22 protein-coding genes are annotated in these 24,331 nt (G+C 73.7%); 9 read left to right on the top strand and 13 right to left on the bottom strand.

The genetic code is table 11. The features are described 5' to 3' along the window. Window positions 1-7: 7 nt before the first annotated feature. The gene (locus OG861_RS21855) at window positions 8-862 is read right to left on the bottom strand and encodes a MaoC/PaaZ C-terminal domain-containing protein (RefSeq protein WP_329194850.1); all 855 of its coding nucleotides are present in this window, start codon (window positions 860-862) and stop codon (window positions 8-10) included. A gap of 244 nt (window positions 863-1,106) precedes the next feature. Between OG861_RS21855 and OG861_RS21850 the strand changes: the two genes are divergently transcribed. Further along, window positions 1,107-1,457: a DNA-binding response regulator gene (locus tag OG861_RS21850; protein ID WP_330261844.1), complete on the top strand. Its 351-nt coding sequence runs from the start codon at window positions 1,107-1,109 to the stop codon at window positions 1,455-1,457. A 744-nt stretch (window positions 1,458-2,201) separates the two neighbouring features. Here the strand turns inward: OG861_RS21850 and OG861_RS21845 are convergent. The 3 genes from OG861_RS21845 to OG861_RS21835 form a co-directional block, all read right to left on the bottom strand. Then, window positions 2,202-3,929 (bottom strand): DUF4153 domain-containing protein, encoded by a 1,728-nt coding sequence (locus OG861_RS21845; protein ID WP_329194854.1) that lies wholly within the window; start codon window positions 3,927-3,929, stop codon window positions 2,202-2,204. A gap of 189 nt (window positions 3,930-4,118) precedes the next feature. Beyond that, window positions 4,119-5,306, bottom strand: coding sequence for a thiolase C-terminal domain-containing protein (locus OG861_RS21840; RefSeq protein WP_329202154.1), 1,188 nt, complete (start codon window positions 5,304-5,306; stop codon window positions 4,119-4,121). A 22-nt stretch (window positions 5,307-5,328) separates the two neighbouring features. After that, on the bottom strand, window positions 5,329-7,464 hold the full coding sequence (locus tag OG861_RS21835) for an acyl-CoA dehydrogenase family protein (protein WP_329194856.1): 2,136 nt from the start codon (window positions 7,462-7,464) through the stop codon (window positions 5,329-5,331). A 227-nt stretch (window positions 7,465-7,691) separates the two neighbouring features. Between OG861_RS21835 and OG861_RS21830 the strand changes: the two genes are divergently transcribed. The 6 genes from OG861_RS21830 (at window position 7,692) to OG861_RS21805 (ending at window position 13,680) form a co-directional block, all read left to right on the top strand. After that, the gene (locus OG861_RS21830) at window positions 7,692-8,333 is read left to right on the top strand and encodes a class I SAM-dependent methyltransferase (RefSeq protein ID WP_329194858.1); all 642 of its coding nucleotides are present in this window, start codon (window positions 7,692-7,694) and stop codon (window positions 8,331-8,333) included. A 75-nt stretch (window positions 8,334-8,408) separates the two neighbouring features. Then, window positions 8,409-9,350, top strand: coding sequence for an aldo/keto reductase (locus OG861_RS21825; protein ID WP_329194860.1), 942 nt, complete (start codon window positions 8,409-8,411; stop codon window positions 9,348-9,350). Between the two features lie 61 nt (window positions 9,351-9,411). Beyond that, complete coding sequence (locus OG861_RS21820) at window positions 9,412-10,473, top strand: alpha/beta hydrolase fold domain-containing protein (protein ID WP_329194862.1); 1,062 nt, start codon at window positions 9,412-9,414, stop codon at window positions 10,471-10,473. A 141-nt stretch (window positions 10,474-10,614) separates the two neighbouring features. Continuing rightward, window positions 10,615-11,598 carry an N-acetylmuramoyl-L-alanine amidase gene (locus OG861_RS21815; protein ID WP_329194864.1) on the top strand — a complete coding sequence of 328 codons (984 nt, stop codon included), beginning with the start codon at window positions 10,615-10,617 and terminating at the stop codon, window positions 11,596-11,598. A gap of 140 nt (window positions 11,599-11,738) precedes the next feature. Continuing rightward, window positions 11,739-12,545 (top strand): hypothetical protein, encoded by an 807-nt coding sequence (locus OG861_RS21810; RefSeq protein WP_329194865.1) that lies wholly within the window; start codon window positions 11,739-11,741, stop codon window positions 12,543-12,545. A gap of 124 nt (window positions 12,546-12,669) precedes the next feature. After that, window positions 12,670-13,680 (top strand): LLM class F420-dependent oxidoreductase, encoded by a 1,011-nt coding sequence (locus OG861_RS21805; protein ID WP_329194866.1) that lies wholly within the window; start codon window positions 12,670-12,672, stop codon window positions 13,678-13,680. Here OG861_RS21805 and OG861_RS21800 read toward each other — a convergent pair. The 3 genes from OG861_RS21800 to OG861_RS21790 form a co-directional block, all read right to left on the bottom strand. Further along, window positions 13,677-14,057, bottom strand: a complete 381-nt coding sequence (locus OG861_RS21800; protein ID WP_329194869.1) for a hypothetical protein — start codon at window positions 14,055-14,057, stop codon at window positions 13,677-13,679. The genes OG861_RS21805 and OG861_RS21800 overlap by 4 nt on opposite strands. Before the next feature lie 112 nt (window positions 14,058-14,169). Continuing rightward, entirely contained in the window at window positions 14,170-15,681 is a 1,512-nt protein-coding gene (locus OG861_RS21795) for an immunity 49 family protein (protein ID WP_329194871.1), read from the bottom strand. Window positions 15,682-15,788: 107 nt separating this feature from the next. Then, window positions 15,789-16,436, bottom strand: coding sequence for a hypothetical protein (locus OG861_RS21790; protein ID WP_329194872.1), 648 nt, complete (start codon window positions 16,434-16,436; stop codon window positions 15,789-15,791). Between the two features lie 113 nt (window positions 16,437-16,549). On the opposite strand from OG861_RS21790, the gene OG861_RS21785 reads away from it, so the two are divergent. Beyond that, window positions 16,550-16,849: a hypothetical protein gene (locus tag OG861_RS21785; protein ID WP_329194873.1), complete on the top strand. Its 300-nt coding sequence runs from the start codon at window positions 16,550-16,552 to the stop codon at window positions 16,847-16,849. On the opposite strand, the gene OG861_RS21780 is transcribed toward OG861_RS21785, so the two are convergent. The 4 genes from OG861_RS21780 to OG861_RS21765 form a co-directional block, all read right to left on the bottom strand. After that, window positions 16,837-17,355 (bottom strand): GNAT family N-acetyltransferase, encoded by a 519-nt coding sequence (locus OG861_RS21780; RefSeq protein WP_329194875.1) that lies wholly within the window; start codon window positions 17,353-17,355, stop codon window positions 16,837-16,839. The genes OG861_RS21785 and OG861_RS21780 overlap by 13 nt on opposite strands. A gap of 84 nt (window positions 17,356-17,439) precedes the next feature. Beyond that, window positions 17,440-18,549 (bottom strand): prenyltransferase/squalene oxidase repeat-containing protein, encoded by a 1,110-nt coding sequence (locus OG861_RS21775; protein ID WP_329194877.1) that lies wholly within the window; start codon window positions 18,547-18,549, stop codon window positions 17,440-17,442. Further along, window positions 18,546-19,280: a class I SAM-dependent methyltransferase gene (locus OG861_RS21770; RefSeq protein ID WP_329194879.1), complete on the bottom strand. Its 735-nt coding sequence runs from the start codon at window positions 19,278-19,280 to the stop codon at window positions 18,546-18,548. Before OG861_RS21770 ends, OG861_RS21775 begins: the two co-directional genes overlap by 4 nt. Before the next feature lie 54 nt (window positions 19,281-19,334). Then, on the bottom strand, window positions 19,335-20,645 hold the full coding sequence (locus tag OG861_RS21765; RefSeq protein WP_329194880.1) for a glycosyltransferase family 4 protein: 1,311 nt from the start codon (window positions 20,643-20,645) through the stop codon (window positions 19,335-19,337). A 227-nt stretch (window positions 20,646-20,872) separates the two neighbouring features. On the opposite strand from OG861_RS21765, the gene OG861_RS21760 reads away from it, so the two are divergent. Beyond that, entirely contained in the window at window positions 20,873-21,496 is a 624-nt protein-coding gene (locus tag OG861_RS21760) for a TetR family transcriptional regulator (RefSeq protein WP_190182302.1), read from the top strand. A 1,028-nt stretch (window positions 21,497-22,524) separates the two neighbouring features. Here OG861_RS21760 and OG861_RS21755 read toward each other — a convergent pair. Together OG861_RS21755 and OG861_RS21750 are read right to left on the bottom strand one after the other, a co-directional pair. Further along, the gene (locus OG861_RS21755) at window positions 22,525-22,758 is read right to left on the bottom strand and encodes a ferredoxin (protein WP_329194883.1); all 234 of its coding nucleotides are present in this window, start codon (window positions 22,756-22,758) and stop codon (window positions 22,525-22,527) included. Continuing rightward, complete coding sequence (locus OG861_RS21750; protein WP_329194885.1) at window positions 22,758-24,230, bottom strand: aldehyde dehydrogenase; 1,473 nt, start codon at window positions 24,228-24,230, stop codon at window positions 22,758-22,760. Before OG861_RS21750 ends, OG861_RS21755 begins: the two co-directional genes overlap by 1 nt. Window positions 24,231-24,331 lie beyond the last annotated feature (101 nt).

The following is a 24,331-nucleotide window of genomic DNA, read 5'->3' as shown; positions in this document are numbered from 1 at the left end:
GCGGGGGTTACGCGTGTTCCACGACGGTGTCGGCGAGGACCGGCGCGTCGTCGCGGTCCACGGCGCTCACCGCCACCCGCACCCGACCGGGCTCCTCCCACATCCGGATGCGCAGCGTCTCGCCCGGGAAGACGATCCCGGCGAAGCGGGTGCGGTAGGCGCGGACGCGGGACACGTCCCCCGCCAGGGCGGTGCCGACGACGGCCTTGAGGGTCATCCCGTAGGAGCACAGGCCGTGCAGGATCGGCCGGTCGAAGCCGGCGAGCTTGGCGAACTCCGGGTCGGCGTGCAGCGGGTTCCAGTCGCCGGAGAGCCGGTACAGCAGCGCCTGGTCCTCGCGGATCTGCCGTTCGACGGTACGGTCGGGCGCCCGCTCGGGCGCCTCCTCCCGGGCGGAGGGCCCCCGCTCGCCGCCGAACCCGCCCTCGCCGCGTACGAAGATCTGCGCGTCGGAGGTCCACAGCGGCCCGTCGGCGTCCTCGACCTCGGTGCGCAGCACGATCACGGCGGCCTTGCCCTTGTCGTAGAGCGCGGCGACCTTGGCGGAGGAGGTGGCGCTGCCCTTGACGGGGATCGGCCGGTGCAGCTCGATGGACTGGCCGCCGTGCAGGACGTGGGCGAGGTTGACGTCGATCCCGGGGGCGGCGAGGCCGCCCATCATGGCCATGCCGGCGCCGGCGACGGTCGCGAAGCTGGGCAGTACGTGGAGCTTGGACTCCAGGGTGTAGCGCAGCTCGTCGGGGTCGGTGGCGGGCCGGCCGGCGCCGACGCCGAGGTGGTAGAGCTGGATGTCCTTGTGGTCCCAGGCGATGTGCCCCTGGCGGGGTTCGGCGGCCAGGGCCTTGGCGGCATCGATCGGCATTCGGATGCTGCTCCTTGCTGCGTGGGTGCTCCGTGAGTGGAAGACCTCGGCGCGGTCGTCCGCACCGTCGGCCGCACCGAGGTCGTCTGCGGGGCCGCCACGGGTAGAACGCGTTCTAGGCGGCCGGTGAGGCCATGTATAACGCACCCCCACCGAGTTGTGAAGACTGCTGACCCGACGTCAGATGATCTGCATGCGGCATGTTTTCCGGGTGCGCGCGGGGCCGGGACCCTACCCTGGCGGCATGAACGAAACCGGCCGGCCCCTGCGGGTGCTGCTGTGGCCCGCGAACCCGGCGCTGGCGGTACGGCTGGGGCTGGAGCGGGACATCGAGGTGGTGGCCTCGCCGCTGGGCCGGCCGGCGGTGGCGCTGGTGGAGTCGGTGGAGGGGGTCCGGGAGGTACGGGAGGAAGCCCCGGAGTGCGCGGTCCTGCTGGCCGTGGGCTCCGCCCGCCCGGGCCTGCGCGAAGCCGCCCTCTCGGCGGGCGCGTCGGGCCTGGTCCTGCGCGACGCCCCCCTCCCGGACCTCGCCCGCTCCCTCCACGCCGCCTCCCGCGGCGAACGGGTCACGGACCCGTCCCTTGACGTCCCGTAACACCCACCGCCCGCCGGGGGCCCACCCGGGCGGGGAGCCAAAGCCGATCGGCGGGCAACTCCATCCTCTCCGGCGCTTGATGGGGGGGCCGGGGTATGGCCCCACCTAGCCGGGGAACCAACCCAGCCGGGCGGCCAAGCCCAGCCTCGCCGGCGTTTGAGGCGCGGGGCTCGGGGCGGAGCCCCGGAAGGCCCGGCGCAGCCGGCCGCAACAAACCCAGCCCCGCCGATGGTTGATGCGCGGGGCCCGGAGGGGCCCACCGCAACCAGGCGGCCGGCAAATCCAGCCTCGCCGGCGATTGAGGCGCGGGGTCCGGAGGACAGGCCAACCCAGCCGGGTAACCAAATCCAGCCGGGTAACCCAACCCAGCCTCGCCGACGATAAAGGCGCGGGGCTCAGGGCGGAGCCACGGAAGGCCCGGCGCAGCCGGCCTGCCCTTGATGTCCGGCCCCGGCCGGTCCGGGCCGGTGCGGCGCCGTTGCGCAAGCGGCCCCGGCTGCGCCGGGCTTTCGGGGCTCCGCCCCGTACCCCGCGCCTCAAACGCCGGCGAGGCTGGATGGCCGCCCCGTCGAGGCGGGCGTTGACCGGCCCCGGGTATAAACCCCGGGCGGGCCGGAGTTGGGCGGCCCGGGCACAAACCCCGGCTGGAGATGGCCGCCCCGGGCCCCGGCGGGGTCGGCGTTGACCGGCCCGGGGGCGGGAGTTGACCGGCCCGGGGAGGAAGCCGGCGTTGGCCGGGGCGGGTTATCGGCGGGCGTCGGGCGCGCCGAGCGTTCGGCACTCGCTCAGGGACACCGTCACCGGCCGCTTCCGCAGGATCTCCCGGGCCCGGTACTCCCCGAGGCTCGTCGCGTACCACCGCGCCCCGCCCCGCCCCCCGTCCCGCAGCTCGTCCCGGATCCCGATCAGCGCACACGACCGCTGCGGCTCCGGCAACCGGTCCAACGCCGGCGCCGCATCCGCCGACAGGTCACGGGCGTAGGCCAGGTCGATCTTGCCCTCCTCCTGGTACCGCGTCACGTTGCTCCGCGCGATCACCCCGTCCGGGGACACCAGCCCGAACGCCAGCACCGTCACCGCCGCGCTCCCGACCACCGCCCGGGCCAGCCAGCGACCGCCCGCCACCCCGGCCGCCATCAGCAACACGATCACCAGCCCGAGCCACAGCTCCATCGTGACCACCGACAGCCGCAGCCGGGTCAGCCCGTACGCGTCCACGTACAGGTCCATCCGCCGCACGGCGGAGGCGACCACCACCAGCGTCAGCAGGCACAGCACACCCAGCACCACCCGCACGAAGCGCCGGTCGCCGGCCGTCCCCCGCGGCGCCCACCGCAGGGCGAGCGCGATGACGCCGAGCACGAACACCGTGGCCCACAGCAGCTGCCAGAACCCCTGGCGCGCATACTCGGAGTAGGTGAGCCCGGTGCTCTCCAGCACCTTGTCGTAGCCCCCGAACAGCACCGCCAACTGCACCGCGATGAAGCCCGCGAACAACAGGTTCAGCACGATCAGCGGCAGCCCCCACTCCACCCTCGACCGCGCCTTCCCCGGCGCCACCTCGATGCGGTCCCAGCGGTGCGGGGCCGCGGCCGTACGGGCGGCCGCCAGCGCGAGGACCGCGCCGAAGAGGAAGAGCAGGATCCGGAACGGCCCCTCCCCCACCGAGACGTCCGGAGCCAGCTCCCCCAGCAGGTCGGCGAACGCCGCGTCGGCGGAGGCGAACAGCGCCCCGAACACCAGCAGCAGCCCGACCGCCACCACGCTCGCCTTGGCGACGGGCAGCCAGCGCTCACGCCCGGCCCCGCCGCCCCGCTCCCGCACTCCCGCCCAGGCCCAACCGACCCCGGAGACGGCGGTGCTCAGGAATCCGAGCGGGCTCAACAGCACGCCGGGCCACCGCCGGCTCCCGTGCAGGGCCAGCGCGGCCAGCAGCACGGCGGCCAGGACGGCCAGAGTCGAGGGCCAGGCGGAGTCGCGCAGAGCGGGGACCCCGAGCAGCGCCACGCAGCCGAGGGCCCACAGCACGGACCAGGGGCGGGCGGTGCGGCCGGCCGCCCGGGCCGAGACGTAGGCGGCCACCATGGCCGGCAGGGCCGCGAGCAGCAGGCCGGGGCCCATGCCGTCGCCGAGGAAGACGGCGGTGGCCAGCCCCGCGACGAGGACGGCCACCAGGGTGGCGGTACGGATCGGCGCGGCCTGGGCGGTGCGGACGCGCCCGCCGATCGAGGCGGCCGCCTTCGCCACCGCATCGGCGTGGGCCTGCTGCCGGCGCAGCTCGTGCTGGTACATCAGCCAGCCGTGCCACGCCGCGGGATCGTGCCCGGGCATCCCGGGCGCGGCCGGGGGCGGAGCAGCGGCCGGCGGCACCGCGGCCGGGGGCGGCACCGCGCCGGGCGACGGCGCCCCCTGCGCGGCGGCGCTCCCACCCCCGGCCGCATCGCGTTCGGCCTGGTCGGCGTTGTCGGACATCAGGTTCCTCCCCTGTCGGCCGCCCCGGAACACCGGAACTGGAGGGCGGCGATGCGACAGGGTAGGCACGGCCCACAGGGTTTTGAACATATTCAAGAAACCCTTGTGTCGTGACCGTGACAAACAAGAGGGGCGGCTTCCGCTAAGGCCTCCCTACGGCTCCGGCTCCCATTACGGCCTCCGCTGCCGCTACCGCCGCAGCAGCGTCACCACCGCCGCCCCGCCCAGCCCGATGTTGTGCGCCAGCCCCACCCCCGCCCCCGGAACCTGCCGGCCGCCCGCCTCGCCCCGCAGCTGCCACACCAGCTCCGCCGCCTGCGCCAGCCCCGTCGCCCCCAGCGGGTGCCCCTTGGAGATCAGGCCTCCGGACGGGTTGACCACCCACCGTCCCCCGTACGTCGTGGCCCCGCTCTCCACCAGTTCCCCGGCCCCGCCCTCGCCGCACATCCCGAGCGCCTCGTACGTCAGCAACTCGTTGATGGAGAAGCAGTCGTGCAGCTCGATCACGTCCACGTCCCCGACGCCCAGCCCCGACGCCTCGAACACCGCCCGCCCCGCCGCCGCCGACATCGGCTTCCCGACCACGTCGATGCACGAGCCCGACGCGAACGACGCCTCCGTGTCCGTCGCCATCGCCTGCGCCACGATCTCCACCGCCTTGCCGTGCAGCCCGTGCGCGACCATGAACCGCTCCGACACCACCACCGCCGCCGCGGCGCCGTCCGAGGTCGGCGAGCACTGCAACTTCGTCAGCGGATCGTGGATGGTCTTCGCCGCGAGGATCTCCTCGACCTCGTACACGTCCCGGAACTGCGCGTTCGGGTTGTTCGCCGAATGCCGGTGGTTCTTCGCCGCCACCGCCGCCAGTTGCGCGGCCGTCGTCCCGTACCGCTCCATGTGCTCGCGCGCCGCGTTCCCGAAGATCTGCGCGGTCGGCGGCGACATCTCGAAGCCGTGCCCGGCGGCCATGATCCCGTAGTGCCGGGCGACCGGCGAGACCTTGAAGTCACCGCCGTCCGCGCCGCCGCCCAGCGCGCCCCTCTTCATCTTCTCGAAGCCCAGCGCCAGCACGCAGTCGCTCAGGCCGCCCTCCACGAACTGCCGCGCCATCATCAACGCCGTCGAGCCGGTCGCGCAGTTGTTGTTCACGTTGTAGACCGGCACCCCGCTCAGCCCGAGCTCGTACACCGCCCGCTGACCGGCCGTCGACGCCTGGAAGCAGTACCCCACCGGCACCTGCTCCACCAGCTCGTACCCGATCCCCGCGTCCGCCAGCGCCGCGCCGCCCGCCTCCTTCGCCATGTCCCAGTACTGCCACTCCCGCGACTCCGGCTTCTCGAACTTCGTCATGCCGACGCCCACGATGTACGACTTCATCCGTGCCACTGCCACTCCTCATTCAGTCCCTGGGAAGGCCGAGGATCCGCTCGGCGACGACGTTCAGCTGGACCTGTGTGGTGCCGCCGGCGATGGTCAGGCAGCGCGACATGAGCATCCCGTGCACCGCCCGCTCGCCCGCCCCCTCCCGCACCGCGCCCACCGGCCCCAGCAGTTCCAGCGCCAGCTCCGCCAGCCGCTGCTGGTGCGGGGTCTGGAGGAGTTTGCGTACGGAGGCACCCGCGCCCGGCTCCAGCCCCGACACCTGCCGCAGCGTGGTGCGCAGGCCGATGCAGGCCAGTGCGTGCGCCTCGGCGGCCAGCGCGCCGACCCGCGCCCGGTACGTGTCGTCCGGCCCGGCGGCGCAGGCCGCGATCAGCGCTTCGAGCCCCGTGTCGAAGGCCATCTGGTCGGCCATGTGCACGCGCTCGTTGCCGAGGGTGTTGCGGGCCACCTTCCAGCCCTCGTCGGCCGCCCCGACCAGCGCGTCGGCGGGCAGCGCGACCTCGTCGAAGTAGACCTCGTTGAACAGTGACTCCCCGGTGATCTCCTTCAGCGGCCGGATGTCGATGCCGGGCGTGCGCATGTCGACCACGAAGTAGCCGAGGCCCTTGTGCTTGGGCGCCTGCGGGTCGGTCCGGGCGAGGAGGATCCCGAAGTCGGCGTGGTGTGCGGAACTCGTCCACACCTTCTGTCCGTTGACGATCCAGCCGCCCCCCTCCGCCGCCGGCTCCGCCTTCGTCCGCAGCGAGGCCAGGTCGGAGCCCGCGCCCGGCTCCGAGAAGAGCTGGCACCAGGTGACGTCCCCGCGCAGGGTCGGCATCAGGTACCTCTCCTGCTGCCGCGGGGTCCCGTGGGCGAGCAGCGAGGGCACGACCCAGGTGGCGATCCCGAGGTCGGCGAGCTTGACCCCGGCCGCCGCCAGTTCCTGCTGCACCACCAGCTGTTCGACGGGCCCGGCGCCCCGCCCGTACGGCGGCGGCAGGTACGGGGCCGCGTAGCCGGTCGGCGCCAGGACCTTGCGTGCGGCGGCCGGATCGAGACCCCTCGCCTCCCGGATCGCGCCGCGGGCCTTGGTGCGGTACGCGTCCGCCTCCGCCGGGAGCTCCAGGTGCAGCTCCCGCCGCGCGCCGGCCGCCGCGTACCCCGCGGCCCGTATCCGGTGCGCGTCGCCGGGGCCGAGCAACTGGCGGGCCACGACCGCCCGGCGCAGGAAGACGTGCGCGTCGTGCTCCCAGGTGAAGCCGATCCCGCCGAGCACCTGGATGCAGTCCTTGGCGCAGGAGTAGGCGGCGTCCATGGCGGTCGCGGCCGCGAGGGCGGTCACCAGCGAGCGCACCCCGTCCGGTTCCTCCAGCACCTGGGCGGCGTCCCAGGCCAGCGCCCGCGCCTGTTCCAGCCGGACCAGCATGTCGGCGCACAGGTGCTTGACGCCCTGGAACCGCCCGATGGGCCGGCCGAACTGCTCGCGCACCTTCGCGTACTCGGCGGCGGTGTGCACGGCCCAGGCGGCGGTTCCGCAGGCGTCGGCGGCGAACAGCGCGCAGGCCGCGTCCCGCACCAGATCGGAGTCCAGCTCCAGCAGCCGCCCGGCGGGAACGGCGACCGCGCGCGCCCGCACCTCGGCGCTGGGCCGGGTCGGGTCGGCGCTGTCATGGGTGCGCACGTCCAGGGAGGCGGCGTCGACCGCGAACCAGAGCGTCCCCGGGTCGGCCTCGGCGGCCAGCAGCACCAGCTCCGCCTCCCCGGCGCCGAGCACGGGCGGAGCGAGACCCTCCAGCAGGTGGCCGCCCCCCTCGACGGCGACGGCGGTCATGGTCCCGGGCCCGAGCGCGACGGCCCCCACCCGCCCGCCGAGCGGCTGCGCCCCGGCCCGCGCCAGGAGTACGGAGGCCAGCGCGCTCGGCAGGTAGGCCCCGGGCAGCGCAGCCCGGGCGGCCTCCTCCACGACGACGGCGAGGTCGAGCAGGGTCCCGCCCTCCAGGAGCGGGAACAGCAGCCCCGAATCGGCGAGGTCGTCCCAGTACGCGGGCCGCGCGCCGGTCTGCGGCGGGGTGTCGAGCAGCTTGCGCACTTCCTCGGCCGGCACGGCCCGCGCGAGCCGGCCGCGCACGGCGTCGGCCAACTCCCTTTGCTCTTGCGTGATTCCGATGCCCATGCGCGGCAGGCTAGAACACGTTCCATTCTGACGGAAGGTCAGATCGCCATCCGTTCCGCCCGGACCCGCCGTCCGGCGCCGGACACGACGAAGGCCCGCCTCCACCGCCCGGGCCTCCCCCCGTGCGAGCCGTACCGCGGGCCGAGGCCCCCCGGGCGTGGTGCCCTCCCGGGCGGTAGGGCACCATGGGCCGCCCACGCGCACCCCGCTCAGCAGGAGGAACCACCATGGCCAGCCCCAAGCCGGAGACCCTCGCCGCCTTCGAGGCCGCCAAGGGGTTCATGCCCGTGGGCGAGGGGCTCGCCCTGTACGCCGCCGCGGCCGAGGCGGCCGCGCTCGGTCTGCCGCTGCTGGAGGTCGGCACGTACTGCGGCCGCTCCACCCTCCTGCTGGCGGACGCCGCCCGTGAGGCGGGCGTGGCCGTCCTGACCGTCGACCACCACCGGGGCAGCGAGGAGCAGCAGCCCGGATGGGAGTACCACGACCCGACGGTGGTGGACCCCGAGATCGGGCTGATGGACACGCTGCCGACCTTCCGCCGCACCCTGCACCAGGCCGGTCTGGAGGAGTACGTGATCGCGATCGTCGGCCGGTCCCCGCAGGTGGCGGCGGCCTGGGGCGGCCCGCTGGGCTTCGTCTTCATCGACGGCGGCCACACCGACGAGCACGCGAACGGTGACTACGAGGGCTGGGCCCCGCACCTGGCCGTGGGCGGCACCCTGGTGATCCACGACGTGTTCCCGGACCCGGCCGACGGCGGCCAGGCCCCGTACCGGATCTACCTGCGCGCGCTCGCCTCCGGCGCCTTCGAGGAGGTCTCGGTGACGGACTCGCTGCGCGTCCTGCGGCGTACCGGCGAAGGCGTCTGACGGCAGCCGCGCCGAGGATTCACACATGCCTTAACCAATGGCCCGGCAGCCCGCATCCTGGCGATCATCCCCGACATGACCACGTACACGAACACGGACACCAACCCGGACGGCGTCGCGGCGGCTGCCGCCGGCACCTGGACCCTCGGCGGCGACACCGAGATCAGGCGGATCGGCTTCGGCGCCATGCGCTTGCCGCAGAGCGGCGAGGCGCTGGCGGCGGACGCCGTTCCCCGCGACCGGGAGCAGGCCGTCACCGTGCTGCGCCGGGCCGTTGAACTCGGGGTGAACCACATCGACACCGCCGCGTTCTACTTCTCACCGCTGCGCTCCGCCAACGAACTCATCAACCGGGCCCTGGCCCCCTACCCGGACGACCTCGTCATCGCCACCAAGGTCGGACCCGGCCGGGACCCGTCGGGCGAGTGGCTCCCCCATGCCACCGCGCGACAGCTGCGCGGCCAGGTCGAGGAGAACCTGCGCCAGCTCGGCCGCGACCACCTCGACGTGGTCAACCTGCGCATCGTCGGCGACGATCCGATCGCCGAGCGCTTCGGCGCACTGGCCGACCTGCGCGAGGCCGGGCTCATCCGCCACCTGGGCATCTCCAACGTCCGCCCCCACCACCTCGCGGAGGCCAGCGCCATCGCGCCCGTGGTGTGCGTGCAGAACATGTACGGCCTCGGAGTACGCCCCGAGGACGAGGAGTTCGTCCGGGAGTGCGGGCAGCAGGGGGTCGCGTTCGTGCCGTTCTACTCGATCGCCGGGCCCGGGCGCACGGCCGGTGCGATCGGCGGGACCGGGGTGGAGGAGGACGCCGCGGTGGCCGCCGTCGCGCGCGCCCACCGCGCGAGCCCGGCACAGGTCCGGCTGGCCTGGACCCTGCACCAAGGGGCGCACGTCCTGGCCATTCCCGGCACCGGCGACCCGCACCACCTCGACGCCAACGTGGCCGCCGGCGCCCTGCGCCTGTCCGGCGACGACCTCGCCGCCCTGAACTCCGTGCACCGTTCCTGAGCGTGCGGGCGGCGCCCCGTCCGGCTCCGCTAGCGCCCGGCGGTGTGGTTGGCTGTGCCGTATGGGTTCAGGGGAGGGCGTCCGGCGCGGCAGCGTCCCGGCCACGGGTGAGCGCCGCCGTGGGCCGGCGCCGCGGGCCGCGCCGCCCCTCGACCCCGAACTGGGCGCCGCACTGGCGGCGAACGGGTCGCGGGCGCCGGAGCCACTCACCCCGGCGAACCTTGCGGACCGGCAGCGGCGGGATGCCGCACGGCGGCCCAGGCCGACGGTCGAGGAGCTGGGCGCAGACGGGCGTTTCGAGGTGGCGGAACTCCGGGTGCCAGGACCGCCGGACGGCCCGGAGGTCACGCTCGTCAGCGCGCGGCCGGCCGGGCTCGCCGGGCGGCCGCTGCCGCTGCTGTACTACATGCACGGGGGCGGCCTGGTCATGGGCAACGCCTGGTCCGTGCTGCCGCGGATCCTGCGCGAGTGGGTCCTCCCCCTGGAACTGGCCGTCATCTCGGTCGAGTACCGGCTGGCGCCCCGGACGCAGTACCCGGGACCGCTGGAGGACTGCTACGCCGGGCTCGTCTGGGCGGCCGGCCACGCCGGCGTACTGGGCATCGACGCGGACCGCATCGTCATCGGCGGCAAGAGCGCCGGCGCCGGGCTCGCCGCGGCCCTCGCCCTGCTGGTCCGCGACCGGGGCGGTGCCGGGCCCCGCCCGTTGGGGCAACTGCTGCTGTCCCCGATGCTGGACGACCGCGGCAGCACCTTCTCCGGTCACCGGCCGGCCGGCCACGACGTGTGGGACCCCGCCTCCAACGAGACGGTGTGGAAGGCGGCGCTGGGCGACCGCTACGGCGCCGCGGACCTGCCGCCCTATGCGGCCCCGGCCCGTGCCACGGACCTTTCCCGGCTTCCCGCGGCCTACGTCGAGGTCGGATCGGCGGAGGTCTTGCGGGACGAGGGCGTGGCCTACGCGAACGCGATATGGCAGGCCGGCGGCCGGGCCGAGCTGCACGTGTGGCCCGGTGCCTGCCACGGCTTCGACTCCTTGGCACCGCGAGCGGCCCTCACCCGGGACGCCCGCGACGCCCGCACCCGCTGGCTCCGCCGCCTGCTCGCCCCGCCCCGGGCGTGATGCGGCGCCTTGCACCTCGGGCCGTTGCGGCCCTCGGGCATACAACTCCTCGGGCATACAACTCTCGGGCATATAAACAGACCACGCCCTCGGATGGCCCAGCTCCGGCCTCCCGGGGCGGGGCCGGTCTAGCATCGCGACGTGCGCTACGACGACAGTCCCCCGCCCCCGGAATCCGCCTCTTCGATCAGTCCGGACCGGCGCTGGTTCATGCGCCGGTCCGCCCTCACCATCGCGGCCGCGTCCCTCGTCCCGGCCGCCCTGGCGGCCTGGGTGCTGACCCAGGCGCTGACCGGGTCCGGGCACGACGGGCAGCCGCCCCCGGCCGCCGCCCCGCTGCCCGCCTCCCACGCCACCGGCCTGGACGGCAAACCGAACACCGCTGCCGGCGCCACCCCCACCGGTGCCGGCCGCTCCGGCACGGCCTCCTCCGCGCAGCCGCCCGCGGGGAGCCCACTGGCCGGCCGGACCGTGGTCGTCGACCCCGGCCACAACACCGGCAACTTCGACCACACCACCGAGATCGACCGCGAGGTGGACATCGGCACCAACCGCAAGGAGTGCGACACCACCGGCACCACCACCAACTCGGGCTACATGGAAGCCGACTTCACCATGGACGTGTCCCGTCGGCTGCGCACCCTCCTGGAGGCCAAGGGCCTCAAGGTGGTGTTCACGCACGAGACGGACCGCGCCTGGGGTCCCTGCATCGACGAGCGGGCCCGCATCGGCAACGAGGCGAAGGCCGACGCCGTAGTCTCGGTCCACGCGGACGGCGTCTCCGAGGGCAACCGCGGCTACCACGTGATCCTCCCCGCCGAGGTCAAGGGCGGGAAGGCGGACACCGCCAAGATCGTGGAACCCTCCCGGCTCCTCGGCGAACGCATCGCGAGGAACTTCGCCCGTACGACGGGATCGAGCCCGGCCAACTACCTCGGCGGCGGCACCGGTTTGGTGATCCGTGACGATCTGGGCGGACTGAACCTCTCAACCCGGCCCAAGGTGTTCATCGAATGCGGCAACATGCGTGACAGCAAGGACGCGGCGCAGTTGACGAATCCGCAGTGGCGCCAGAAAGCAGCGCAGGGCATCGCGGACGGTATCGTCGGCTTCCTGGGCGGGTAGTCCCCCTCCGGGGCCACCCGCCGCCCCGGCCCTCTCGGCCACGGGAAACCTCCGTACCATGGTGCCGCCCGCCCCGCTCCAGCTCTGATCTGCGACCGCGGCACCACGAGACGACCGAGACCGAGAAGGACACCTAAGACGTGAACATCCGCTCCCTCACTCGAGGCGACGGCGTGGTGATCGGAGCAGCGGTGCTGCTGTTCATCGCCTCGTTCCTCGATTTCTACTCCGTCACCGGCGCCGACATGCCGAGCGTGTGGAACACCGACTACAGCGGCCTGGCCCTGCCCGCGATCTTCCTGCTCGGCTTCGTCGCGGCGGGGCTGCTCATCTCCGCCCGCTTCCAGCCGGAGTCCCGCAAGGTCCTCGGTCTGCCCCTGGCCGCCTGGGGTACGGTGCTCGCCGTCGCGGCCGCCTGGAACGCCCTGTGGTCGCTGATCGTCTGCCCGGCCAGGGCGGACCTCGGCGCCGGCTGCATCCTGTCCTTCCTCGCGGCCCTCGCGCTGGCCGGTGTGGCCGTCGCCGGGCCGAAGATCCCCGCGCTGGCCGGTCAGCTCGTCCCCGAGCCGCGTCCGGCCGCCGTCCCGCCCTTCGGCGGTCAGCCCGGCGCCGGGTACGGCTACCCGGGCGCCCAGCAGCAGCCGTACGGGTCCACGCCGCAGCCCGTCCCGCCGTACGGCGGCACTCCGACGCCCGCCCCCGGCCCGCAGGACGCGGCCCAGACCCCGGCCCCCGGCCCGGCGGCGGACTTCTCCCCGTTCTGGTTCGCCGTCCCGGTGGCCCGGCCGCTCTTCCCGGAGGACGGCTCGCACACCCCGATCGCCGAACTCGCGCCCGGCACCTGGTACCTGGCCGTCGAGCAGCGCGGCGAAGCCACCCTGATCGCCCAGACCCAGGACGGCCGTCGCGGCGTCCTGAACGACACCTCCGGCATCCAGCGCGGATAGCCTCCGGTCGCCTCCCGACGGCCCCTCGCCCTTCCGGGCGGGGGGCCGTTGGCCTACAGTCTCCTGACGCAGCGTCAGGTGCGCGCCCGCCGGGGGCCCACCGGGGACTCACGGGGGGCCGCACATGCGCCTGGGACTCGCACTCGGCTACTGGGGCCGCGGCCCCGGCCCGGACCACCTCGCCCTCGCGACGGAGGCCGAGCGGCTCGGGTACGACTCGGTGTGGACGGCCGAGGCCTGGGGGTCGGACGCCTTTACCCCGCTGACCTGGATCGCCGCGCACACCTCCCGCATCCGGCTCGGTACCGCCCTGGCGCAGATGGCCGCCCGCAGCCCCACCGCCACCGCCATGCACGCCCTGACCCTGGACCACCTCTCGGGCGGCCGGATGATGCTGGGGCTCGGCCTGTCGGGGCCGCAGGTGGTGGAGGGCTGGTACGGGCGCCCGTTCCCCGCGAGCCCGCTCACCGCCACCCGGGAGTACGTGAACGTCGTCCGCCAGGTGCTGCGCCGCGAGGCGCCCGTCGCCCTCGACGGCCGCTTCCACAGCCACCCGTACCGCGGGCCCGACGGCACGGGCACCGGCAAGGCCCTCAAGCCGATCACCCACCCGCTGCGCGCGGACCTGCCCGTCCTGCTCGGTGCGGAGGGTCCGAAAAACATCGCCCAGACGACCCGGATCGCGGACGGCTGGCTCCCCCTGTACTGGTCGCCGACCCGCACCGACGTCTACCGGGCTTCCCTGACGGCGCTCCCCGAGAGCTTCATGATCGCGCCGATGGCCCGCGCCAAGGTCTGCGACGACGTCGCGGAAGGGCTGCTCCCGGTGAAGGCGATGCTCGGCTTCTACATCGGGGGCATGGGCCACGCGGCCCGCAATTTCCACGCCGACCTGATGGCCCGGATGGGCTACGAGGAGGAAGCCCGCCGCATCCAGGACCTGTTCCTCGCCGGGCGCAAGGAGGAGGCGGTGCTCGCGGTCCCCGACGCGTTCGCGGACGAGATCTCCCTGATCGGGCCGCGCGAGCGGATCGCGGAGCGCCTCGACCTCTGGCGCAAGGGCCCGGTCACCGACCTCCTCCTCACCGCCCCCGACCCACACACCCTGCGCGTCCTCGCGGAACTCAACACCTAGGCCTCCGGTACCGCGGCCAGCAGCTCCCGAAGGTCCAGCGGCATCACGGCGATCTCGATGGCCGGGCCGGCCGCGGGGGTGCAGGTGACGATGCGGGAGCCGGGGTTGATGGACAGGCCCTCCCGTACCGAGGGCGGCCGCACGGCGGTGGCGCGGGCACCGGTCAGGTCGACGGCCGGACCCCGGCGCGGGCGCCAGCGCGCCGCGCCCTGGTCGACGTACACCCGGCCGGACCGCCAGCGTCCCCGGCCGGCCGGGTGGCGGGCCATGCAGGGGAGGCCGGCGGGGGAGCCGGCCACCGCCCGCCGGCGCTGCGCGCGCCGGACCAGCCACCCGGTCACGGCGGCGACGACGGCAAGGAAGAGGAATCCGAACATCCGCTCATCCTAAGAGCGGTCCGGCCGCGTGGCTCCCGTCCGCAACGGGTCCCCTCCGCGAGCGGCTCGCGGGACCGCCGGGCGGGAGGCGCGGCGCGGCCCCGGACAGGGCCTACGCGGGCACCCCGGCGTCGGGGATGGTCTCTATCCGTTCCCGGTTGAGCAGGCAGGCCGGCAAGTACGGCTGCTTCGGATCGACCGGGAACCCCCGGTCGTAGGCGAGGCTCGCCATCGCGAGCGGCCCCAGCGCCAGCCGGGCGCGCGGCGCCCCCGACCCACCCCAGTAGCCGCCGTGCTCCGAGAGGGCCTCGGCCAGCGCCGCGGCGAAGGCCTCCGGGTCACCCGCGACGAGGCGGTGGAAGAGGGCGACCGGCTGGTAGTCCACCCGGTTCACGAAGTCCTTCGGCGCGTGCGCCAGCGCTTCGGGCAGGGACGCCTCCATCGTGGCGAGCAGCTTGTCCACGACGTCGTCCATGGGCCCTCGGGAGAAGTAGGTCCGCAGCGTGTCCGCCCAGTGCAGGACGTACTCGTCCACCGAGTCGTCCTCGCGCAGCCTCGCCATGGGCACCTGGCACAGCCGGCCGATCCGCTCGTGCTGGCGGCACACGATCGCGAGGTACAGGGCGTCGAGCCAGGCGCGGACGTCCGCGGGCGGTTCGGCGGGCGTCTCGGGCAGCTCCCTGACGAGGTCCTCGCCCAGCCGGCACTCCTGCGGCTGCGCGCCGGCGAACAGCGCCGAGCCGAGCTGCACGGCGGTGGCCCAGGCGTCCCAGGTGTCGATCCACGACGCGTCGGGATCGGCGGCGCAGTGGGCGTGGGCGAGCGCGAGGGCGGAGCCGAAGGCGTCGCCCAGCCCTGCCGGGTCCTCGGCGAGACGGCCCAACGACTCGGCGGTGGCGCAAGTGAGTTGGTCGACGTCGGGGGCGTCGGCCGTGGCGGGGGTGGCGAGCCGGCCCGCGCGGTCCAGACGGACCAGGCCCTTCATCAGGCCCAGCAGTCGCGGCGGCGGCTGGACGGAGAGGGTGCGGGTGTCCTCGTCGATGACGGTGAGCGACGTGAGTCCGCCCTCGTGCCACCAGTAGACCCGCGGCGACAGCTCGCCCGGCCCGTCGGCGTGGGCCCCCCACGCGTACTCGGCGAGGGTGTTGAGCGCGTCGACCACCGATCCGTCGCCGATCGGGTGGTACACGAGGTTGTGCCGGCTGGGCAGGACGACGAGGGCGCCGGCGTCCGGGAGTGGCTCGCCGGTGACCTGCCGGGCCACTTCGGACAGGAACAGCGCCTTGCTGGCGACGAAGTGGGAGTCTCCGTACACGGAGTGCAGCCGGGCCCCTTCCCGTCCGGGCACTTGCGCGTACTCGACGGGTACGCGCATCAGGTTGGCGTACCCCGCCCGCCCCAGCTCCTGGAGACCGACGCGCTCCACGTCGTGGTCGGTGAGGATCCGCACGCTGGTGGGACCGTCCAGGGCGTACGCGAAGACGAGCCCGTCGGCGACCACGCGCGCGTAGCGCATGGCCCCGGCGAGCTCGGGGGTGAACGCGTCCACGGGGAGCAGCCGGGCGTGTACGTCCCGGAGCAGTCCGGTTGCGTCCGTCGGGTGGGGGGCGTCGTCTCGGTTCACCCTCCCGACTCTACGAGGGGGGTGTGACAGAGCGACGCCGGGGCGGGCCGGGGCTGTTGCCCCCGCCCGCCGGGGCGCCGCCTACGGCGGGATCCGGAAGGGACGCCCTAGCCGCGCAGCTGGGACAGGCTCGGGACCTGGTCCTGGACGGGGGCTCCGGCGCTCTGGCCCGCGTCCTTGACGCCGCCGATCACGTTCTGGAAGTTGGTGACGTCCGCGTCGTTCGCGTCGCCCTTGCGGAGCTTGGAACCGAGGCCCTTGAGGGACTCGATGCCCGCGGTGAGCGGGGCCACCGCCTTCGACAGCAGCGGGTCGCCCTTGGCGTTGTTGACGGCCGCCTTGAGCCGGTTGTAGGCGAAGGCACCGGCCAGGCCGGCCTTGACGAGCGCGAACGTGCGCCCCTTGGCGCCCTTCTTGAACTTGCCCGCCTTGTAGGGCTTGATGATCCACTGGTAGGTCGCCCCGGCCGCGAGACCGGCGTTGGCGACGAAGCGGGTCTTGGCGAACTTCTGCCGCTCGGCGGAGGTACTGGGCGTCGGCTCGGCGGCGGCGGCCCGGGCGTCGGCTGCCGCGGCTGCTCCCTCGGCCTCCGCGAAGGCGGCCACGGCGACCGAGACGTCGTCGTTCTGGCTCGCGGTGACCGTGCCGGAGCCACCGCCGGAACCACAGGCGGTCGCACCGGCCAAGAGCGCGCAGGACAGCAGGGCCGCCGTCAGGGCGCGGCGGATTCGGACGGAAGTGGTGGGGTGGGACACGGTTGCCTCCGGGGACTGAGGTGTCCTCCGCAGCCTCGCCCGGACCGCGCGACTGCGCTACTCGGGGGACCCGTTCGGGGTTTGTCGCGCCCCGCGGCGGCAAGACGCGGGACATGCGGACATACACCAGAGCACCTGCCCGAGGTAGCGGCCTGGGCCGGGCCGTCGCCGTCCTGGCCGACGTGCTGGCTTTCGTGATCGGCCTGTGGATCCTGCTCTACCTGCTGGACGCCAACCGGGGTAACGCGTTCGTCGACTTCGTCCACGACGCCGCGACCTGGCTCGCCGGCTGGTCGTACGACCTGTTCACCTTCGACCGCGAGTGGGTCCAGGTGGTGGTCGGCTACGGCCTGGCGGCGGTGGTCTACCTCTTCATCGGTCACGTCGTCTCGGGCTGGCTCTACCGCCGCTGACCCCGGGACCCTCCCCCGGCCGCCGCCACGTCCGAAGTGGCGGCCGCCGGCGTTCCGGCGCCCGTGTCGAACCACAGCTCCGGGCGCTCCCAGCCGATCCTCGGCGGCGTCGGTGGCACCACGCCCACCCGCCGCGCCCCCAGGCGCCGGTAGAACTCCTCCGCCGGGGGATGCGCCACGACCCGCACGCCGGACAGACCGGCCTCCCGGGCACGTCCCTTCATGTGCTGCACCAGGAGCCGTCCGACGCCCGCGCCCTGCGCCTCGTCCGCCACGAACGCCAGGTCCAGCTCCGGCGGGTCCAGGACGAGGGCGTAGAAGCCGAGCACCCGCCCGTCCGGGCCGACGGCCACGAAGACCTCGTGCCGGGCGATGTAGTCGGCCGTGACCCGGTAGCCGGAGATGATCGAGGCGTACGCACCCGAGTAGGCCCCGGACTCCTGGACCAGCGCGGTGAGGCGCTCCGCGTCCTGGGCGAGGGCGCGTCTGATCGTCACGGACTGCATGCGCCGAAGTATAAGGACCCGGGCGTATAGGGGCGCAGCTGCTACCCGGCCCTTACCACCCGGCCCTTACCTGCCCGAGGCCCCTCAGCCGGCCGGGGTCTGGTCCTGTTCCCGGCCGCAGCAGTCCGGTTCGAGACCGGCGGGCAGCGAGAGGCCGCCGAAGACCTCGCCCGTCGCCTCGTCGCCGCCGAGCGCGGCGACGGCCAGCAGCAGCGAGCCCGCCGTCCAGGTCGTCTGCTCGACCGGCCAGACCGCCTCGTCCTGGAACACGTAGCCCGTCCAGTACATGCCGTTGTCGGCGCGCAGGTGCCCGATCGAGCGCAGGATCTCCAGCGCCCGGTCCGACTCCCCGATCGCCCACAGCGCGAGCGCCAGCTCGCAGGACTCCCCGCCCGTCACCCACGGGTTCGGCAGCACGCACCGCACGCCCAGCCCGGGGACCACGAACTCGTCCCACCGCTCCTCGATGCGCGCCCTCGCCTCGGCGCCGGTGACGGCGCCGCCCAGTACCGGGTAGTACCAGTCCATCGAGTACTGCGACTTGTCCAGGAACCGCTCCGGGTGCCGCCGTATCGCGTGCCCCAGCGCGCCCGCCGCCAGCTCCCAGTCCGGCTGCGGGTCCCCGCGGTGGTCGGCGATGGCCAGCGCGCACCGCAGCGCCTGGTGGATGGAGGAGGAACCCGTCAGCAGCGCGTCACCGACGGGCGTGCCGTCCGCCTCCCGCTTCCAGCCGATCTCGCCGCCCGGCTGCTGCAGCGCCAGTACGAACTCCACGGCCGAGTACACCGCCGGCCACATGCGGTCCAGGAACGGGTCGTCGCCCGTGGCCAGGTAGTGGTGCCAGACCCCGACCGCTATGTACGCGACGAAGTTGGTCTCCCGGCTCGCGTCCTGCGGCTCGGCGGTGTCCACCCCGTCCGGCCGGTCGGCGTAGGCCGCGTACCAGGAGCCGTCCTCGTTCTGGTGCCGCGCCAGCCACTCGTACGCCCGCTCCGCGGCCCGGTGCTCCCCGGCCGCGTCCAGCGCCATCGCGGCCTCGGTGTGGTCCCACGGGTCCAGGTGGTGGCCGCGGAACCACGGGATCGCCCCGTCGGCGCGCTGCGCCGCGAGGATCCCCGCCACCGTGCCCGCCGCCTGCTCGGCGGTCAGCACGCCGTCCAGGACCAGGTGTTCGGTGCGTCCGGGAGTGCTCACTGCGCCGCGCCGAGGGGGAGGTGCGGCTTGGTCGCGTACGCCACGAAGCTCTTGCCGATGACCGGGTTGAGGGCCTGCTCGGCGAGGCGCGTCGCCAGCGGCTTCTTCATGATGTCCCAGACCAGGAGCTTGTGGTACGCCTTCACCGGCAGCGCCTTGTCGTTGTCGACGCCGAACGCGCACTTGAGCCACCAGTACGGGGAGTGCAGGCCGTGCGCGTGGTGCGTGCCGTACGGCTTGAGGCCCGCGGCCTCCATCTTCCCGAGCAGCTCGTCCGCCTTGTAGATGCGGATGTGGCCGCCCTCGACCTCGTGGTAGGCGTCGGAGAGCGCCCAGCAGATCTTCTCGGGGCCGTAGCGCGGCACGGTGACCGCGATGCGGCCGCCGGGCTTGAGCACGCGCACCATCTCGGCGAGGACGCCCTTGTCGTCGGGGATGTGCTCCATCACCTCGGAGATGATGACGACGTCGAAGGACTCGTCCGGGAAGGGCAGGGCCAGCGCGTCGCCCTCCATGGCGGTGGCGGTGGCGCCCGCGGGCGCCTCGCCGGCCTCCTTCATGGCGGCGAACCACTTGGCGACTTCGCGGATCTCTTCGCCGTTGCGGTCCACGGCGACCACCTGGGCGCCGCGCCGGTAGCACTCGAAGGCGTGCCGGCCTGCGCCGCAGCCCAGGTCGAGCACACGGTCGCCTGCGGCGAGCGGGAACCGGGAGAAATCGACGGTCAGCACGGGGTCCTGCCTTCGCGGGTCGCGGGGGTGTACGGGTGGTGGGTCGAAACGGTGTCAGCGCGAGCGACGGGAACGGGCCTGCTCGATGGCGGCCCGGTAGTGGACCACGGTCCCCTCGGCGGCCTTCGCCCAGGTGAACCGGGCCAGGACTCTCTCGCGTCCGGCGGCGCCGAGGCGGGCGCGCAGCCGCTCGTCACCCAGCAGCCGGCCCAGCGCGGCGGCCAGTGCCCCCGCGTCGCCGGGCGGCACGGCGAGGCAGGTCTCCCCATCGGGGCCGGCGACCTCGGGGATCGCCCCGCCGGTGGTGGCGACGAGCGGCGTACCGGTGGCCATGGCCTCGGCGGCCGGCAGCGAGAAGCCCTCGTAGAGGGAGGGCACGCAGGCGACCTGCGCACTGCGCACCAGGTCCACGAGTTCGGCGTCGGTGATGCCCTTCACGAACCGCACGGCGTCCTGGAGCCCGTACGTCTCGATCGCGCGGGCGACCGGGCCCTTCTCGGCGCGTTTGCCGACGACGACCAGGTGGGCGTCGGGTCGTTCGGTGCGCAGCTTGGCGAGCGCCTCGACGAGGTGGACGAGCCCCTTGAGCGGCACGTCGGCGCTGGAGGTCGTCACGATCCGCCCGGGCACCTCCGCCACCGAGGCGTCGGGCGACCACAGGTCGGTGTCGGCGCCGATGTGGACGACGTGGATGCGCTCGTCGCGCACACCGAGGTGCTCTGCGATCTCCTGCCGGGAGGAGCCGGAGACGGTCAGCACCGACGGCAGGCGGCGGGCCACGCGGCCCTGCATGCGGGTGAAGCCGTACCAGCGGCGGACGGAAAGGCGCTTCTTGCGGTCCTTGGCGGCGGCCAGGTCCAGCTTCCGGTCCACGGTGATGGGGTGGTGGATCGTGGTGACGAGAGGAGCGCCCAGCTCGCCCAACAGGCCGTAGCCGAGGGTCTGGTTGTCGTGGATGACGTCGAAGTCCCCGGCGCGCGCGGCGAGATGGCGGCGGGCCCGCAGGGAGAACGTCAGGGGCTCGGGGAAGCCGCCGGTCCACATGGTGGCGACCTCAAGGGCGTCGATCCAGTCCCGGTACTCCTCGCGTCCCGGAGTGCGGAACGGGTCGGGGCTGCGGTAGAGGTCCAGGCTCGGCAGCTCGGTGAGGGTGGCGCCGGTGTCGAGCACCGGGTAGGGCTGCGCGCCGATGACTTCCACCGAATGGCCCAGCCGTACGAGCTCGCGCGAAAGGTGCCGGACGTAGACGCCCTGGCCACCGCAGAACGGGTTCCCCTTGTAGGTGAGGAGTGCGATGCGCAACGGGCGGTCGCCGTCGGCGACGGAACCCGCGAAAGGGCTCGTCACCATGGCCTCTGCGGTCACTCTCGGCCCCCTTCTCCCTGCACTTTCGCCGGAGCGTAACCGCTCGCATAATGTAGAACAAGTTTCAGACTTGATCCGTCGAAGAGCATTGAATCTACCGGCCGGAAACCACACCGTAAGAGGCGGAGCAGGTGATTCACGCCACGGCTCCGGCGGCTGACATGCTGACGGGCGAACCCGGCGCGAGCAGCCCCGCCAACGACACGGAACGCCTTGGAACAGGACAGATGACAGTGGAAGCGAAGGCCGTGACCACACCGGCGTCCCCGCCCCTGACGGAGCGCCAGGAGGCGCGCCGCCGGCGGATCCTGCACGCCAGCGCGCAGCTGGCCGGCCGGGGCGGGTTCGACGCGGTCCAGATGCGCGAGGTCGCGGAGGCGGCGGGCGTGGCGCTGGGCACCCTGTACCGGTACTTCCCCTCCAAGGTCCACCTGCTGGTGGCCACCATGCAGGACCAGCTCCAGCACATGCACACGACGCTGCGCAAACGGCCCCCGGCGGCCGAGGACCCGGCGGCCCGCGTCGCGGAGACCCTCATGCGCGCGTTCCGGGCCCTGCAGCGGGAGCCGCACTTGGCGGACGCGATGGTGCGCGCCCTGACGTTCGCGGACCGCAGCGTGAGCCCGGAGGTCGACACGGTCTCGCGACTGACGACGGCGATCATCCTGGACGCGATGGGCCTGGAGTCCGCGCCGACGGCGGAACAGCTCTCGGCGGTCCGGGTGATCGAGCACACCTGGCACTCGGCTCTGATCACCTGGCTCTCGGGCCGCGCCTCGATCGCCCAGGTCAAGATCGACATCGAGACGGTCTGCCGCCTGATCGACCTGACGGCGCCGGAAAGGGCCTGAACGCGTCGTAGGCGGGGGGCGGGAGCGGGGTTTCGGCCGGGGTGCTCGCCCCGCCGGGCGGGGTTGCGGGGGCGGGGTGTTCACCGGACCGGCTCAGAGACGGCATGGGGGTTTCCCGTCAGTCCGATCGTCTCTCCGCGTCGGCCCGGTCCCTCAAGGGCGCTCGCTGCGCTCGCGTCGCTTCGCGATGGCCTTCGGCCACCCTTGACCGACCGGCCCGCCACGGATCAACGAAGACTGACGGGAAACCCCCAGAGGAACGGGCCGGTGCCTGCTTTCTGCCCATCCCCCTCACAGCTGCAGGGGCCCCACTCCTGGATACCGCGCCAGATCGCTACGCGCTCCCCCCGTCCCAGCGTCTCCGGACCGTCTTGGGCTGGACATAGGCCGCCCACGGCCCCCTCCAGCCGCCCCGGACTGCGACTGCGGGCCGCCCGGCCTCCTGTCGGAGCCTGAGGTGGAGAAATCCGGCATCAGACTCCGACAAGAGCCCTTCACCGCCCGCAGACGCCCACCGCCCGCACCACATGCCCGAATTGGCAGCCTATGTCCAGCCCCAGACGGTCTGCGGACGCCGGGACGGGAGGAGCGCGTAGCGATCTGATGCGCGGGGACCCCGCCTCGGATCGCTGACGTGGCCGCTCCTCCGGGTCTCTGCCCGGTGATCGTTCTCTTGGGGGGTTCCCGGCAGTCTTCGTTGATCCGTGGCGGGCCGGTCGGTCAAGGGTGGCCGAAGGCCATCGCGAAGCGACGCGACGAAGGAGCGCCCTTGAGGGACCGGCCCGACGCGGAGAGACGATCGGACTGACGGGAACCCCCCATGCCCTCTCTGATCCCGTCCGGTGTACACCCCGCCCCCGCAACCCCGCCCGGCAGGCCGAGCACCCCGGCCGAAACCCCGCCCCCGCAACCCCCGCCCAGCGGGCCGAGCACCCCGGCCGACACCCCGCCCCCCGGCCCCGCCCAGCGGGCCGAGCACCCCGGCCGACACCCCGCCCCCCGAAACCCCGCCCCCCGAAGCCCCGCCCCTACTCCTCCGGCGGGAACACCGCCTCCCCCGTGGTCAGCAGCGTGATCGTGATGGCCTCCACCGGGCAGCCTTCGGCCGCCGTCAGGAGCAGCTCGTTCGCGTCGGTTTCCGGCTCGCGGGGGTGGGACTGGCGTGCCGAGTCGAGGGTGAAGCCCGCCGGGGCGTGGTTCACGCACATGCCCGAGCCGATGCACACCCCGCGGTCGACCTCCACCTGCCAGCGGTCACCCATCAGGCACCGGTCCCCGGGGCCTGGTACCCCGCCGGAAGGTGGATCATCTTGTGCTCCAGGTACTCGCTCAGCCCCTCGGGCCCGAACTCCCGGCCCACGCCGCTGTTCTTGTAGCCGCCGAACGGCCCCAGCATGTCCAGGCTGAAGGTGTTCACGTTGAAGGTGCCGGTGCGGACGGCGCGGGCGAAGTCGAGGCCGTGTTCCACGTCGCCGGTCCAGACGCTGCCGCTGAGGCCGAACTCCGAGTCGTTGGCGACCCGTACCGCCTCGGCCTCGTCCCCGTAGGGGATCAGGCACACCACCGGGCCGAAGATCTCCTCCTGGGCGATCCGCATCGAGTTGTCGACGTCCCCGAAGAGGGTGGGTTCGACGTACCAGCCCCGCTCCAGGCCCGCCGGGCGGCCGCCGCCGGTGAGGACCTTGGCGCCTTCCTCCTGCCCGATCCGGATGTAGTCCAGCGAGCGCTGCTGCTGCCGCTGCGCCACGAGCGGCCCGAGCTGCGTCGCCGGGTCCAGCGGGTCTCCGACGACCAGCGCGGCCGCGGCGGCGGCGAGGGCCTCGGCCACCTCCCCGTAGCGGCTGCGCGGCGCGAGGACCCGGGTCTGGGCCACGCAGGCCTGCCCGTTGTTCATCCAGGCGGCCGGGACGATCCCGGCGATGGTGGACTCCAGGTCGGCGTCCGGAAGGATCACGGCGGCGGACTTGCCGCCGAGTTCGAGGGTGACCCGGGTCAGGTTGCGCGCGGCGACCTCCATGACGCGCCTGCCGGCCGCCACCGAACCGGTGAAGGCGACCTTGTCCACGCCGGGGTGCCCGACGAGGTACTCGCTGACCTCCCGGTCGGCGGGCAGGATCGACAGCACGCCCTCCGGCAGGCCGGCCTCCCGCGCGATGTCGGCCAGGATGTAGGAGTCGAGCGGCGACTCCGGCGAGGGCTTGAGGATCACCGCCGAGCCGGTGAGCAGCGCGGGCGCCAGCTTGGCGGCGGCCACGAACTGCGGGACGTTCCACGGGATGACGGCGGCGACGACCCCCACCGGCTCGCGCCGCACCAGGATCGGCCCGAGCACGCCCTGGCGGTGTTCCTCGTACCGGTAGTCGCGCGCGACGGTGATCGCGGCGTCGTAGACCATCATCGGGCCCAGCGCCTGGGCGAGGACGCTCCAGGAGTACGGGGACCCGTTCTGGGAGCTGATCGAGCGCGCGATCTCCTCGTGCCGGACGGCGATGGCGTCCTTGATCCGGGAGACGACGGCTATCCGCTCCTCCAGGGTCATCCGGGGCCAGGGCCCCTCGTCGAAGGCCTTGCGGGCGGCGGCGACGGCGCGGTCCACGTCCGCCGCGCTCGCGTGCGGGACGCTGCCGATGACCTGTTCGGTGTGGGGTGAGACGACGGAGATGGTGGCGTCGCCCAGCGGATCCGTCCACTGCCCGCCGATGAACAGCTGTCCGTGTTCCACGAGCTCGGTCATGGCAAGGCCTCCTGCGGCTACCAGCGGGCTGGGCGTCCCAGAACTGATACCAGTTCTAGTTGCAGGAGTCCACGGCGCGCACGCAACAGCCGGGGCGCGGA

This window comes from Streptomyces sp. NBC_00539 (assembly GCF_036346105.1).
Taxonomy (GTDB): domain Bacteria; phylum Actinomycetota; class Actinomycetes; order Streptomycetales; family Streptomycetaceae; genus Streptomyces.
The sequence above is the reverse complement of the archived record's forward strand: the minus strand, read 5'-3'. Positions and strand labels throughout refer to the sequence as shown.

Bases quoted from the DNA above. Each gene is read 5' to 3' on its own strand.
- OG861_RS21855 (WP_329194850.1), bottom strand. From the start codon at position 862: ATGCCGATCGATGCCGCCAAGGCCCTGGCCGCCGAACCCCGCCAGGGG.
- OG861_RS21850 (WP_330261844.1), top strand. From the start codon at position 1,107: ATGAACGAAACCGGCCGGCCCCTGCGGGTGCTGCTGTGGCCCGCGAAC.
- OG861_RS21845 (WP_329194854.1), bottom strand. From the start codon at position 3,929: ATGTCCGACAACGCCGACCAGGCCGAACGCGATGCGGCCGGGGGTGGG.
- OG861_RS21840 (WP_329202154.1), bottom strand. From the start codon at position 5,306: ATGAAGTCGTACATCGTGGGCGTCGGCATGACGAAGTTCGAGAAGCCG.
- OG861_RS21835 (WP_329194856.1), bottom strand. From the start codon at position 7,464: ATGGGCATCGGAATCACGCAAGAGCAAAGGGAGTTGGCCGACGCCGTG.
- OG861_RS21830 (WP_329194858.1), top strand. From the start codon at position 7,692: ATGGCCAGCCCCAAGCCGGAGACCCTCGCCGCCTTCGAGGCCGCCAAG.
- OG861_RS21825 (WP_329194860.1), top strand. From the start codon at position 8,409: ATGACCACGTACACGAACACGGACACCAACCCGGACGGCGTCGCGGCG.
- OG861_RS21820 (WP_329194862.1), top strand. From the start codon at position 9,412: ATGGGTTCAGGGGAGGGCGTCCGGCGCGGCAGCGTCCCGGCCACGGGT.
- OG861_RS21805 (WP_329194866.1), top strand. From the start codon at position 12,670: ATGCGCCTGGGACTCGCACTCGGCTACTGGGGCCGCGGCCCCGGCCCG.
- OG861_RS21800 (WP_329194869.1), bottom strand. From the start codon at position 14,057: ATGTTCGGATTCCTCTTCCTTGCCGTCGTCGCCGCCGTGACCGGGTGG.
- OG861_RS21785 (WP_329194873.1), top strand. From the start codon at position 16,550: ATGCGGACATACACCAGAGCACCTGCCCGAGGTAGCGGCCTGGGCCGG.
- OG861_RS21780 (WP_329194875.1), bottom strand. From the start codon at position 17,355: ATGCAGTCCGTGACGATCAGACGCGCCCTCGCCCAGGACGCGGAGCGC.
- OG861_RS21760 (WP_190182302.1), top strand. From the start codon at position 20,873: ATGACAGTGGAAGCGAAGGCCGTGACCACACCGGCGTCCCCGCCCCTG.
- OG861_RS21755 (WP_329194883.1), bottom strand. From the start codon at position 22,758: ATGGGTGACCGCTGGCAGGTGGAGGTCGACCGCGGGGTGTGCATCGGC.
- OG861_RS21750 (WP_329194885.1), bottom strand. From the start codon at position 24,230: ATGACCGAGCTCGTGGAACACGGACAGCTGTTCATCGGCGGGCAGTGG.